Source organism: Paenibacillus sp. BR1-192 (assembly GCF_029542445.1).
GTDB classification, from domain to species: Bacteria; Bacillota; Bacilli; order Paenibacillales; family Paenibacillaceae; genus Paenibacillus_AQ; species Paenibacillus_AQ lautus_A.
Genome location: NZ_CP120718.1, coordinates 4150268 through 4163905 on the forward strand (window position 1 = coordinate 4150268; position 13638 = coordinate 4163905).

The 13638-nt window shown below is 50.0% G+C and carries 14 protein-coding genes; 3 read left to right on the forward strand and 11 right to left on the reverse strand.

Going from position 1 to position 13638, the window contains the following annotated elements:
* Window positions 1–9 precede the first annotated feature (9 nt).
* The 6 genes from P0X86_RS18385 to pdxR all read right to left on the reverse strand — a co-directional run bounded on the left by P0X86_RS18385 (window position 10) and on the right by pdxR (window position 6171).
* Window positions 10–663: a M48 family metallopeptidase gene (locus P0X86_RS18385; protein WP_277746137.1), complete on the reverse strand. Its 654-nt coding sequence runs from the start codon at window positions 661–663 to the stop codon at window positions 10–12.
* Between the two features lie 62 nt (window positions 664–725).
* Window positions 726–1643 carry an HPr(Ser) kinase/phosphatase gene (gene hprK, locus P0X86_RS18390; RefSeq protein ID WP_009593767.1) on the reverse strand — a complete coding sequence of 306 codons (918 nt, stop codon included), beginning with the start codon at window positions 1641–1643 and terminating at the stop codon, window positions 726–728.
* A 112-nt stretch (window positions 1644–1755) separates the two neighbouring features.
* On the reverse strand, window positions 1756–3129 hold the full coding sequence (locus P0X86_RS18395; protein WP_277746138.1) for a hypothetical protein: 1374 nt from the start codon (window positions 3127–3129) through the stop codon (window positions 1756–1758).
* Window positions 3130–3255: 126 nt separating this feature from the next.
* A complete protein-coding gene (gene csaA, locus P0X86_RS18400) occupies window positions 3256–3585 on the reverse strand; it encodes a chaperone CsaA (protein WP_119847928.1) in 330 nt (109 codons plus the stop codon).
* 176 nt (window positions 3586–3761) lie between these two features.
* A complete protein-coding gene (locus tag P0X86_RS18405) occupies window positions 3762–4637 on the reverse strand; it encodes an arylamine N-acetyltransferase family protein (protein ID WP_213578933.1) in 876 nt (291 codons plus the stop codon).
* Between the two features lie 109 nt (window positions 4638–4746).
* Complete coding sequence (gene pdxR / locus P0X86_RS18410) at window positions 4747–6171, reverse strand: MocR-like pyridoxine biosynthesis transcription factor PdxR (protein ID WP_213578934.1); 1425 nt, start codon at window positions 6169–6171, stop codon at window positions 4747–4749.
* A gap of 257 nt (window positions 6172–6428) precedes the next feature.
* On the opposite strand from pdxR, the gene P0X86_RS18415 reads away from it, so the two are divergent.
* The gene (locus tag P0X86_RS18415) at window positions 6429–6953 is read left to right on the forward strand and encodes a thioredoxin family protein (protein WP_375120092.1); all 525 of its coding nucleotides are present in this window, start codon (window positions 6429–6431) and stop codon (window positions 6951–6953) included.
* Window positions 6954–7209: 256 nt separating this feature from the next.
* Window positions 7210–8142 carry an L-lactate dehydrogenase gene (locus P0X86_RS18420; protein ID WP_096774118.1) on the forward strand — a complete coding sequence of 311 codons (933 nt, stop codon included), beginning with the start codon at window positions 7210–7212 and terminating at the stop codon, window positions 8140–8142.
* An 82-nt stretch (window positions 8143–8224) separates the two neighbouring features.
* Here P0X86_RS18420 and P0X86_RS18425 read toward each other — a convergent pair whose 3' ends face one another.
* The gene (locus P0X86_RS18425) at window positions 8225–8818 is read right to left on the reverse strand and encodes a LysE family transporter (protein ID WP_277746140.1); all 594 of its coding nucleotides are present in this window, start codon (window positions 8816–8818) and stop codon (window positions 8225–8227) included.
* 127 nt (window positions 8819–8945) lie between these two features.
* Here P0X86_RS18425 and P0X86_RS18430 point away from each other — a divergent pair, with 127 nt between their 5' ends.
* A complete protein-coding gene (locus P0X86_RS18430; protein WP_277746141.1) occupies window positions 8946–9503 on the forward strand; it encodes a helix-turn-helix domain-containing protein in 558 nt (185 codons plus the stop codon).
* A gap of 79 nt (window positions 9504–9582) precedes the next feature.
* On the opposite strand, the gene P0X86_RS18435 is transcribed toward P0X86_RS18430, so the two are convergent.
* From P0X86_RS18435 to P0X86_RS18450, 4 genes are read right to left on the reverse strand one after another with little or no spacing between them, the layout of a single operon-like run.
* Window positions 9583–10359, reverse strand: coding sequence for an ABC transporter permease (locus P0X86_RS18435; protein ID WP_090908666.1), 777 nt, complete (start codon window positions 10357–10359; stop codon window positions 9583–9585).
* Window positions 10360–10374: 15 nt separating this feature from the next.
* Window positions 10375–11151 (reverse strand): ABC transporter ATP-binding protein, encoded by a 777-nt coding sequence (locus P0X86_RS18440; protein WP_277746142.1) that lies wholly within the window; start codon window positions 11149–11151, stop codon window positions 10375–10377.
* A 13-nt stretch (window positions 11152–11164) separates the two neighbouring features.
* Window positions 11165–12175: an ABC transporter substrate-binding protein gene (locus P0X86_RS18445; protein WP_277746143.1), complete on the reverse strand. Its 1011-nt coding sequence runs from the start codon at window positions 12173–12175 to the stop codon at window positions 11165–11167.
* Entirely contained in the window at window positions 12168–13622 is a 1455-nt protein-coding gene (locus tag P0X86_RS18450; protein ID WP_277746144.1) for an aryl-sulfate sulfotransferase, read from the reverse strand. The genes P0X86_RS18445 and P0X86_RS18450 overlap by 8 nt, the downstream gene beginning before the upstream one ends.
* Window positions 13623–13638 lie beyond the last annotated feature (16 nt).

Genomic DNA, 13638 nt, shown 5'->3' on the forward strand with positions numbered 1-13638 from the left:
ATCAATGCATTACAAAGTCATGGCATGTCCATATTTCGCGAGGAAGGCTTCCTTAGCTTTGTAGTCCTTCATCACGCTGCCGACGCATCGCCAGAAGGATCGGTCATGATTCATATGCAAGAGATGACAGAGTTCATGAATGACCACATAATCAATGACCTCGATGGGCGCCATCGCGAGGCGATAGTTGAAAGTGAGATGCTTCGCCGAGCTGCAGCTGCCCCATTTCGTTTTGGACTCCTCGATGATGAAGGATTTCGGCGTGACTTTGAGCTGCTTCTGATAAATTCGGATTCGTTCCGCGATCACCTTCTTGCAGCTTGCGAAGTAAAATTTCTTCAGATCCCGTTGAAGCTCCTCTTCCGTTCGCCCGTCCGTTTCGATTAACTCATGCAGCGAATAATACTGCCCAAGATGAAGGAATTTGCCTTCATCCTCGTATGCCTTGACCTTCGGAGCCGTTCGAGCTGCCTCGATCGCTTGCAATTGCTTCACGATTTTGCTCCCATGCCGCCTTACGGCGTTGATCACCGTCTCATCGCTTGTACGATTCGGTGCCTTCACCGTGATCAGACCCGATGGGTGGACATGGATCGAAAGCTTTTTGCGTGGACCGTATTCTACATGACATTCGATTTGTTGTTCTCCTACTTGGATTTTCATCTATCACCAACATCGTTTCCGTAAGTTTTTTATTATCAGGCGGCCGAAAGTTCGTTTAAGCCTCACGACTGCATCTCGTTTTCGATTCGTTTCATAAAGTCTTCGGCTGCACTGTAGCCGAGTTGTTTAAGATACCAATTGTTGGCCGCCGCCTCGATCAGACTGGCAACGTCGCGTCCCGGCTGAAGCTGAACCTCGATATGAGGAATTTGGATGCCTAGATATTCCGTAAATTGAGGCACGGCCTCCAGCTCGTTGTTTAGGGAATTTTCACGCCAAGGCACCAATTCAATGTCGAGCACGATTCGCGTTTCATCCTGAAAAGCCGTGCGCCCGTATTGACGCACCACGTTGATCAACCCGATGCTTCGCAGCGCAAGAAACTCCCGGGTTGTCTCATTATGCGTTCCGAGAAGCGTCGAAGGGCCCAGCTTTTTGAGCACCACGATATCGTCCGCCACAAACCGGTGGCCCCGCCGGATAAGGGTGTGGGCCGTTTCGCTTTTGCCAATACCGGATTTGCCCCGGAGCAGGATTCCAATGCCGGATACATTCACGCACACCGCATGGATCGACATCTCCGGAGCCAGCGTCTTCACCAAATAACTGTTCAACTTGGCAATAAACTCCGTTGTCGTCTCGGTTGTACGCAACAACGGTATGCCTTCCTGATTGCAGAATAGAGTCAGATAAGGGATCTCCTGCTGTCCTGAGGTGACAATAAAGCACGGCGGATGATATTTGACGATATTCCCGATATGCAGTTTGCGTTCTTCTATGCTAAGCGTCAATAAATAATTAATCTCCTTACGGCCGAGCACCTGCACTCGCTCCATCGGAAAAAAATCGAAATACCCGACAAACTCCAGACCCGGTCTGTGCGTCTGCGGACGGGTAATCATTCGATCCATGCGATTGGCGCCTGCAAGCACTTCCAAATGAAATAACTCCGTAAGACTTTGAACGGTGATCGACTTCATGTTGTTCTCCTCCTGCGGCTATAAGTGTTCCTGAAAAGGCCTGATCATTATTGCAGCATTCGGATATATTCAACGGCCGAGGGGTACTTTCCTGCAACTCATTGCTCAAACGCTAGATGAACGACAGCCTCGCGCCGATTTGACCGATATGGTTAACGTCTGCCCACAAGATGAAATAAGCGTAGAACATATCCCCAATTTGGACAGGGCTCGGATATCTCACAATAAGGGCTGCTTGGTTATTCATCTCCGTTGGCTGGTCAGCTGACGGATAAATGAAGCACGCTTCTTGATTTTGTATCATAGCAGGGACAATCCTTGGAGAAGAACCGTAAGGCATTAATGGATGAAAAGCTTCGGAGCTGCATACATCGGCAATCCGGTCGCCAGACGAAATCGCGGATACCTGGAAGAAACCGTCGAAGCCCTCGTATCTCTCTTCACTGACCGGCCGCCAATTTGCGGGATACGGGAAGGACACCCGGTATACAAGGCTTGTGAACATGCTTTTCGGAACCTTCCTGCCACCAGGGGACCACTGCAAGGCAGTAATCCTGCCTCCGCTAACGACGTGCATCGGCATCGGTTCCCTGATATCGACGATCCAAAGCTGACTAGCGAATTCTTCAACAGTGCACCCGGACAAATAGGCGATTTTGGCACCGTCCGGCGACCAATCGACGGGCGTGGCGAAACAGTTGGAAACTGCAACCGTCCTTTGATCCTGACCGGTACGGCTGTCAATCTGGATGAGCGAATAGTAATTTGGCTCGCTGTAGGCTGTTGCGCTGTAAGCGATGCTTTTAGAATCAGGAGACCACGCGGGAAAATAGTTTTTCGCGAGTGGGCCGCCTTCCAATGCATAGATGGTGCCGTTTGCCAAATCCACCGTCGAAATCATGGAGATGCTTGCTCCAGGGGATGTATACAACGCGAAGGTTCCATCCGGGGAAATCCGAACGTCGTGGAGCGGACCGTCCGTTAGATGTGTGATTTGTCTCCGTTCCGTGCCATCGGTCCGAATGCGGTAGAGCTGCGTAACCCCGCCAGAATCAGGAGACGCAAATAGAAGCTCCATGCCCGAAGGGAACCATTGGGCGTCCGTTGCTCCGATCTCCGGGATGGAATAGCTACGATGAGAGGCCGTATCATAAATGACGATCCGATCATTCTTGACATACGCCAAAGACCGGCTATCGGGAGACCAGTCCAGCAGCGTGTACGGTTCGATTTGATCAATTCTGGCTACAGTGAACGATACGGTATCCAGCACATGGACCACATTGCCGATACCGATGAATGCGATACTCCTCCGGTCGGGCGACCAATAGGGAACCGAAAATTCCGCGCCGAGCCCTTGAGTAAGTTGAAAATCAAAACCGTCCTGAGGGCGGTACAGCCATATGTCGAACGATCCGCCGCGGTTCGATGTGTAGGCAATCCACAGTTGAACGATACCATGAGAAACAGTTTGCAAGACCAACATCCTCTCTTGAATCATCTGATACTTCAGATATATTCAAAGGAGGACGGTTAGGCGACCGTCCCGGAACGCATTTATGAGCAGAGCTTCACCATAATACCGACGCTTGGATCGGTAAATGGAATAAGCTTAAGCGATGGGCGTTCCATTCGGCAGATCGAAATCCGGCTTCAGAAGCACCACGTCCCCTTGCTCCGGTACGCCGCCGAGCACAAGCACCTCAGATTGATAGCCGGCAATGCGTCTAGGCGGGAAATTGACGATGGCCACGACTTGCTTTCCTACAACGCTATCCGCGTCATACCGTTTCGTAATCTGCGCACTTGTACGCTTGATCCCGAGCGGGCCGAAATCAATCTTCATTTTAATGGCGGGAACGCGCGCTTCCGGGAAGGGCTCTGCTTCCACGACCGTCCCGATGCGAATATCCAGCTTGGTAAAATCATCGATGGTTGCCATGCATTTAACTCCTTACAGGTAGGTTATGGAACATGTTCATGTGCTTCGCGACATGAAATTTAAGTACCATCTTACCACCTGGGGTTGCAGGCATTCAAGAGACAGATTGGTTTAGATCGTTCTATGACGAAGGAGAGATCAGCTTAGGAGTCACACGAGATGCCTGACTGGCCCCTCTAAGATCGTTGATCTTCCACAAGCCTCAGCCAATTCTGATGATGCTTGCACACCTTTGCCCAAATCTGATCCCGTTCTAAAGTGGAGTAGTTGACGAGCGGCTCGTAAAATACGTCCGCCAGGATCTCGAACCACTCCGATTTCGACGAGACCTCTACGGTATCCAGCATGCTGCCGTTCCATTTTCTCCAAATGCAGCCTTTAAGCTCGTTCATGCCCACATCGTGCCGCTGCCTGACAACCAATAGATCCATCCATGGGGATTCCGGCGATCGGCTGTAAAATTCATGATTTGTTTTAAATAATTCCAAGCTGTTTACAACCTCAGGCGCATAATCTACCCCTACATAGGAATATTGGGGATCATGAATCAACCGCCAGCCCTGATCCGTTATGCCGGACGGCTCAAGCACATACGTGAACGGCCCCTGTTCATATTTCCCGAATTTCAATGGAATCGGCTCCCATGGCATATCCCCGAGACCGACGTCGACAAGCCAAGACTCTTCTTCCCCAAGTTCTTCGTTCATGAGGCTGACCGTTAACCCAAGATGGAAGCCGTTAATCCGTGGCTCTTGTCCTAACGGCTGTACGCCGGCCTTATGCCAACTAACCGCATACCCCAAGGCTCGAAGAAGAGCGGTAAAAGCTCCATTCAAATGAAAACAATAACCGCTTCGTTGATGGATCAGCAGTTGCACCGAATTTTGGATATCCAAGGGAGTCGGTTTCCCGGCAAAAATATCCAGGGTCTGCCAAGGAATTCTTGCCACGTGCGCTTTATGCAGCTCGAATAAATATTCCTTTGTCGGAGCCTTGATTTCGGATATTCCTAATCGGTTCAAATACGCCTTTACCTCGCTATGCGTGATCATAAATACCTGCTCTCCTTCTCCTGTTTTTAGCTTATCATAACTAACAAATTGACCTGCATGGAATGGTCAGTTTGTTGGTGTTATAAAAGACAGGAGGGGTCCCGAGTGGTTAGTTCATGTTCCAAGCTTTTTGCAGCAGCCGAATGCCCGTTTCCATTTCGGACGCATTCAAGCTGGCAAATCCCAAGTATATCCTCGGGTACTGTCCAGCGTCTTGACGCTGATTTATCCACGTCTTCCGCAAGTCGTATACTTTCACGCCGGCTTTCGCAGCCTCCTGAATCAATTCCTCCGAGGTAGCTTCTTTTTTGACGAGCAGTTGAAGGTGAAGTCCGGCATTCTGACCCGTAATTTCAACAAAGTTACCAAGATGAGCCTCGATCAGCTCGATCAACCGATGATGTCTTTTCTTGTACAAGTTACGAACTTTGCGAATATGGCGAAACCAATGCCCCTGTTCGAAAAAAGCGGTCATGGCCCATTGCTCCACACGCGATGGGGCAAAAAACACCTCCTGCTGCATTTGGGTCAACTGATGCTGCAGTGCCTGTGGAAGAACCAGATAGTTCATTCGCAGTGCGGGGGTGAGCACTTTCGAGAAGGTGCCGGCGTAAATCACCCGTCCGTTATCGTCCAATCCTTGCAGCGAAGCAATCGGCTTGCCTTGATAGCGAAACTCGCCGTCGTAATCATCCTCGATGATGTATGCATGTTTAGCATTCGCCCACTCCAGCAATCGTTCCCGCTCCGGATACGGCATAATGCTTCCTGTCGGGAACTGGTGAGAAGGCGTTACGTACACGAGCTCTGCATGACTTTGCTCCAATCGGTCAAGCGAGATCCCCTTATCGCCAAGCGATATCGGAAGAATCTCGCAGCCATTCAGCTGAAATTGATCCCGTACCAGGCTGTAACCCGGTTCCTCAACGGCAACATGCTTCATCCCTTTCAGCATCCTGGAGAGGAGACCTATGCTATATGCCGTTCCGGCACCGATAACTATTTGATCCGGCGTCGAATTGACCCCTCTGGAATTCCGCAAATATTCGGAAACCACGCGCCGAAGGGCGTATTCGCCTTGTGGATCCCCATACCCTCCGATCTCGCATACATGGTGGTCCAGCGCTTCCTTGAGCATTTTATTCCAAATTCGTACCGGAAAGGCAGCTTGATCTAATCGGGTTGGGTTGAAATCGATGACATTGGGATTGGTATGCGCATGGGAACGAATAACCGGTATCGTGGTCATGGAGGGCGGCTGTTGATGCTGTTGGGAGTAGGAGAATTCCTTGTAGGGATTCATGACGTATAGCCCCGACCTCGGTTTGCTGATCACATACCCTTCTGCCGTCAGCATCTGATAAGCCGTCTCGATCGGCGTCTTGCTTATATTAAGCTGAAGCTGGAGGGATCGCACGGATGGCAATCGTTGTCCGTCGGGAATGGCGCCGTTTCGGATACCCTCACGAAGTTGAAGGTATAATTGCTGGTATAACGGAAACTCGCTTTGCTCGGGTAAAAGGATATCAAACATAATGGACCACCTCAGGCTTTTTAATATAAATTCACGACCCACATTCCATTCAATCTGACTTGCATAAACAGCTCCAAAGTGACCATTTCTATGTGGTCAAATATATTCTAAGCTAGCTATAGGCTGAATGTACACTATAACTACCCGTTCAGTACGAAAGGACGAATGAGCCAATGACAACGCTTATCCATCTTCGGCACAAAATAGGGCAAGGCATATCCCCCCGTCAATTTATGGAGGGCATGAGGAGCCTGGAAATGAAACTGAGCCGAATCCCCAACACCAAGGAACAGTTTAGGCAAGTCTATGACCGCTTTCAATGGGACGACCAAGAAGTTCAACGGTTCTTCGCTGAACGTAACGAGCATGGCCAACTGCACTGCCTTATCCTCTGTACGGATTGGTGTCCGGATGTGATCTGGAATGTTCCCGTCTTGTTCCGGGTAATGGAATACAGCCGCATACCGACCGAAGTGCTCATCATGGAAGAGCATCTGGAAACGATGGATCTCTTTCTTACGGGCGGTGGCCGCGCTCAACCGATCGCCCTCTTCCTTAATGCGGCAACCGGCGCGGTTCTTGGACAATGGGGCGCACGACCGGCATACATCCAAAACGTCATGGACGAGTTCAAAAGAAAACACGCTGATAAACAAGCCGATTCATATCAGGAACAATTGGATCAGGTCTACACAAGGATCGGTGAACTCTACCATGACGGGAACGATTACCGGAAGGTCATGCTTCAGGAGCTAAAGGAGCGGTTTACTTCATTCGCATGAAATGGAATCGCACTGACTGCGGTTCGACATCGGCATCTAGGACATATAGAAGATAACGTGCGATCAAAACCTTCTATAGTGAGCATGAACGTAACTTAAATCACACTCCCACTGCTTAAATCTTCCTGAATATGTTATCATTACTATCGAAAGCGCCTAATGGAGTTGTTGTGTATACAACTGCTTATTAGGGTAAGTAATTAGAAGCTTTCCATGTATAGGATTCATTAACTGAGTGCAAGGGAGAGAAACATGGATGACAAAAAATGAAGCTCAGCGCCCGTCCCGCGTCGTAATCATCGGTACAGGAGCTGTAGGAGCAACGACTGCGTACACCTTATTCTTGCGGGAAAGAGTATCTGAACTGGTATTGATCGATGCCAACCATGACAAGGCTCTTGGCGAAGCCTTGGATATGAACCACGGCCTCCCTTTTGCCGGCGGGGTGAAACTTTGGGCTGGAGATTACAGCGATTGCAAGGATGCAGACATCATTGTCATTGCCGCAGGCTCCAACCAAAGACCGGGCGAGACGCGAATTGATTTATTGAAGCGGAATACGGCCATATTTGACGATATTATTCAAAATATCGTGAAATACAATGATCACGGCATCATTCTCGTGGCTACGAATCCGGTTGATATCCTGTCTTACGTCACATTGAAAAAGAGCGGCTTCCCGGTTAATCGGGTAATCGGTTCCGGTACCCTGCTCGACAGCGCCCGCTTCCGTTATTTGATCGGGCAAAACAAAGGCATCAATCCGCGCAGCATTCACGCTCATATCGTCGGCGAACACGGCGATTCCGAGCTGCCGCTCTGGAGCATCGCCAACATTGCCGGTATCGGGATCGATCTGACGGACGAGGAAAGAGAAGATATCTTTGATCGTACCAAGAACGCCGCATATGAAATCATCAACGCCAAAGGCTCCACTTCCTATGCTATCGCATTGGCGCTTGACCGGATCATCGTCTCCATTTTGCAAAACGAGGGTTCCGTTCTCAATGTGTCCACGCTGCTTACAGACTACCATGGCGTGTCCGACGTATATCTAGGGGTGCCTTGCGTGGTTGACCGCACCGGCGTGCGGGAAATTCTTAGCCTTGAGTTTAACGACGAGGAATTGACCCAATTCCATGCTTCCGCTAACAAACTGAAAGAGCAGATTTCCAAAATCTTCGAATAACCCAAACAAGGCTTTCCGGATGAACGTTCCGGAAAGCCTTGTTTTATTTGGTATGGCATCCGTGCACGACGAGGCCCGCTTGCTATCCATTCGCTGCATAAATTGAGAATGCGCTGTATATCAGAAGCAGCCCCATCAATACATTAAACGTACGTTCATATCGGGACAACAGGTTCTGGAACAGCGAACCGCATAGCGCCCAGGTCATATTGGCGCAAATGCCAACGATGGTGAGCAGTATCGAGAATAATAACAGCTGCACATGGGTTGTTGCGATTGGCATCACGAAGGTCGATACAGCTGTAATCCCGTATAAAATGACCTTCGGATTCATGAATTGAAATATGAATCCGAACGTAAAGCTGTTAAATCCGCCTGGCTTATCATCTGCATCCCCCTGCGGCCTGCTTCGTATGATTTTTACGGCAAGATAAATCATATACAGGAAACCGATCATATTCATAACCGATCGAATCTTCGGGATGTATTGATACATTGCCAAGTTGAAGTAGCTGGACAGCAGCATGATGATCAAACACCCGGTTGCAACCCCGCCGATAAAGCGCATCGTTGCTCGAAAACCGTAACTTCGTGCATTGGTCATCGAAATAATGTTGTTGGGACCGGGCGTAAATGAAGCTACAATGGCATAGGTCAACAGCGGAAGGATAAACAAGCTCTTAACTCCTTTCTTGTTTGTATGTTATAGTGATTCTAATGGGTCGTTATAGCGACCGTGCGTTATCATTATACTTTATGTATGTTATAACGCACAATATGTACAGTATAGAGGTGAACCATCTTTGAAGCCCATCAATCTGATATTGGCGAACAATTTAAAGATGCTCCGGGAGCAGAGAAAGCTGAGTTTGGATAAAGTCGCGGAAATGACCGGCATCAGCAAGACGATGCTGGGTCAGATTGAACGCGGGGAATCGAGCCCCTCCATAACCACCGTATGGAAGATTGCCAACGGATTAAAGCTTTCTTTTTCGTCGTTGATCAATGAGCCGCATTCCGGTATCGTCGTGGTATCACGGGAAGAGGTGCAGGCACTGGTTGAGGATAACGGCCGCATTCGAATTTATCCGTATTTCCCGTATGAAGACGGGCGGCGCTTCGAGATGTATTCATTAGAAATGGAACATGGCGGTTATTTAAGTGCAGAGGCCCATATCGAGGGTACGGAAGAGTTTATTACCGTTTTCGATGGTGAGGTCACCATTCGTGTCGATCATGAGGAATATACGGTAAAGCAAGGTGAATCCATCCGCTTCAAGGCAGACAAACCACATGTCTATCACAATTCGGGTAATTCCCTGAACCGGTTAAGCATGGTGATCCATTATTCCGGATCATGATGTCGATGGAAGAACAGCAACGGCACCCTTTTCATGAAGGGTGCCGTTGCTGTTTTGATGCTGTTGTATTATTAACGTTTTACCGACGCAGCGAATTTGCGCTGACCACCCCATACCGGGACAACAGCTTGCGGCCGAGCAGCCCCACGGCCCGGTCTGTCAGGAATCCCATCAACCCCAGGCAGATCAAGCCGACAAATATCCAATCTGTACGGAAGAACAATCGTGAATTCCATATAAGATAACCAACGCCTTCATTGGATGCAATCATCTCGGCCCCGATAATCGCCATGAACGAGGTTCCCATGGCAAGCCGAATGCCGGTGAACATGAAAGGGACGGTTGCAGGAATGACGACATGCAGCACAATCTGCCATTCGGACGCCCCCATGCTGCGGGCGGAGCGGATCTTATCCTCCTCAACGGATAAAACGCCCGTCAGCGTATTCAAGACCACGATGAAGAAGGTTGCATACAGAATAAGCATGATCTTCGATGTCTCCCCGATGCCGAACCAGACCAGAAACAGGGTTATGAACGCAATCGGAGGAATGAACCGAATGAAATTGAGGAAAGGCTCGGCGAAAGCACGGATCGGTCCGACCTTCCCAATCATGATTCCGACCGGGATCGCTAGCAGACTGCCAAACGTCCAGCCAAGCAGTACGCGGTACGAACTGATTCCGATATATTGAATCAAGGTGCCGTCCGTCAACAATTCGTATCCGCCCTTTGCCGTATAGACGGGACCGGGCAGAATTTCCGGGCCATACGCAAGGGACAGCAGATGCCAGACGCCAAGTCCTACCATCCATAACAGGATATGCAGGGACCATTTTTTTAGATGATTGCTCACGGGAACGCCTCCTCACTACTCATCAAAATGCGATTGGATTTGGTTGTACAGGGCATGGAAGGCCGGGTCTGACAAATCTCTCGGGTATGCAAGCGGCACCTCATAGATATCCGTTATTCTAGAGGAAGGTCCTGCAGACATAATGCCGATGCGTCCTCCCAGCAGAAGTGCCTCCTGAATATCGTGCGTCACGAAGATGACGGTTTTGTCCGTATCCTGCCATATGCGGACCAATTCCCTTTGCATCGTGCGTCTTGTCATCGCGTCCAATGCGCCGAACGGTTCATCCATGAGCAGGATCGAGGGATCATTGGACAACACCCGTGCCAGCTGTACCCGTTGTTTCATGCCGCCAGACAGTTCGCGCGGATATTTGCTTTCATGTCCCGCAAGGCCCACGAGCTCAATAAATTCGCCGGATATCTCCCTTCTCTTCTCAGCTGGCATCCGTTTCATGCGGAGGCCGAACTCCACATTCTCCCTAACCGTCAACCACGGAAACAAGGATGAGTCGGCTTGCTGAAATACGACGGCACGATCCTGGCCGGGGCGCTCCACTTCCTTTTCCCCTACCCTCACTTGACCTGATGTCTTGGAGACGAAGCCGGCGATCAGACTGAGCAGCGTCGACTTCCCGCACCCGCTCGGTCCCAGCAGGACGAAGAACTCCCCGCCTTTAACCGCCAGGTTGACGTCCTGGATGATATAATGTAAACCGCCTGCTGATGCCTGCGTGTAACTTTTATTCAACTGCTCAATATGGATTTCATTCTGCCTTGACGCTGCTCTCATTTTCATCATCTCCTTACTTCAAATCAATGACTCGATCCGGGAAGGCTGTTCTTACCAAATCCAGATTCAATTTATCATTCAGCTCGAAATCCTTCTCGATGATACCGTTAGCGACCATGTATTCCTTCTGTCCCCGCAATCCCGCATAGGCTTTGTCCGTAAATCCAATGCTCCATGGATTCTTCGGCAGATCCTTTAAGGTCGCTTCCTTCGGCTGCTTGACTTCCTCGTACATCAAATCTGCTGTTTCCTCCGGATGGGCTTGGGCATAATCCGACGCTTCATCCAGCGCTTTCAGAAGCGCTACGAATCCTTCCTTGTTGCTGTTGATTAATTCATTTGAAGCGATCAAACCGGTGCCAAGCCTTACCGGCGTCTTCGACATATCCGATAGCTCTCTGGCTTCGGCAAGGGCACCGAACTTTTCGTTCAACACTGCGCCATATACCCATGCTGCGTCAATTTCTCCTTTTTTCAGCGCCACGTAGGCCTCGTCGAAGCCTCCTTGCCCGATCAGCTCCACATCCGACAATGCAACCCCGTTATCGGCGAGATAAACATCCCACAGATAGGGAATGAATGTGCCTCTGGAGAAACTCAATTTCTTGCCCTTGAGATCGGCAGCGCTGGCGATCTCTTTACGGACGAACAGTTTCCATTCGCTTGCGCTCAAATCCGTGGCTGTTCCGGTTGAGGCGAATATAGAGTAATCGCCTTTGCTGACAGCATTCAGGAGTGGGAAGTCTGCACCGAATGCAACATCCACCTGCTTAATAAACAAGGAGTTCACGCCTTCGGCCGGCGTTGCGAAGTTCACCAGCTCGGCATCAATCCCGTGTTTGTCGAAGATCCCCTTGCTCTTAGCTATACGAAACACCGCATTCGTGGAAATATCGGCGATTTTCAATTGAAATTCACTCTCTTGACTGTCACCGCTGGCCTTACCGCATCCGCTAAGCAAACTCATTGCCAGCGTCGATATCAGAAACCAAGCATGCCATCGTTTCAAATAAGGTCTACTCATCGCGATCCCTTTCTTTCTGCGTTATTTCATCGGTCCTGGCCACGCATAACGCTCCCTCCCCATAGGAGATCGTGCCTTCTACTTCCACGGTACTAACGGCACCTCTCGGTGCGGCACCTGGCAGGCGGTAATCTGCCACATCAAGCGGAGCAATCTCGGTCTCTACGGGCAATTCAAGCTGTGGCACCCATTCATAAGGAACCCGGTATGCGCGGTAGACCATATTGGAGTTGCGGATATTTTTATAAGGCGAAATATATTCCCATACCAGTTCAAATTCTCTTGTCACCTCGAATATTCGGCCGTCGGCTCCTTCGGTAATCAAGGTGTTGCCGTTGGGCAGACGCTGTGCTGAGCTGATATACGGACTGTAGAAGCGGTAAGAGTCCAGCGGAGCCTGAAAGCCGGCCTCCGTGGGCGTATACTGCCATTCAATCTCTAAGGTTACGGGATTGATTTCCAGAATTCGCGAATGGTCGCGCCGCGCTATTTTCAAGCCATCTGGCGCTTCCGGATTCGGCTTTCCGTATCCGCCCCAGCCGCCGTTGTCGAAGATCAGAATATTGCCTTCGCCCGGAAGTCCCTTCGGTATGAGGTGAGCATGATGCTGGCCGATAATCCAGCCAATATGCTTCGTTTCTTCCGTGGAATAGTCAGGGCCAAGCTTCCAGACAATGTTCCCGGTTTTTTTGTCGATGATGGCAATAATGTTCGTTTCCCGTGCATCCCAGATCATATTATCGGGATGGAAGCGTTCGTCCCCCGCATCATAAAACCGGTTAGGACCAAGCACAGATACCGAGTTAATATGCATCCAATCCCCGGCATGGGCTCCGAAGCCGCGGGTATTCGGATCACGGGATAACGCTAGCTTCGCGTCTTCATCAAACCCGAGTTCATCAAAGTGATCGCTAACCGCCCATTCCCAAATGACATTGCCTTCCCAATCCACTTCGATGATCGTATCGTCCAATAGTTCGATGTCGGAAATTTCGGGACGCTTCACATTTTTGTGAGCAAGAATAAGCGTATTGCCGGAACCTACCTTCGGATCCTGCCCGGGTACATAATAACCGACGGGATTGCCCTCCCGCTGGTAATCATGATGCTGTCGAGCCATCCATTGTGCCGGATGACCCGGGTCCTCTATGTATTCATAACGATCGAATTTCCAGACGATATTGCCCTCCCAGTCGACCTGTACCAGATTGGTTTCATCCTGAAACCCGTACTTCGGATCGCGCTCTGAGGTGCTCCCAAGCACATAACCTCCGGGAAAGAGCTTGTTCGGAAATCCCCGAAGCCCTTTCCATAAGTGAACCTCCCTGCCGTTCATGTCAATCAGGAGAGCGCCGGTATCCGCGGCTTGATAAATCGTGTAGCCGCTCCACGCCTTCCCCGGTTGAAATACGGTTGTACCCGTTGGATAAATCGTTGGATGTCCCATCGTTCAACTTCCTTTC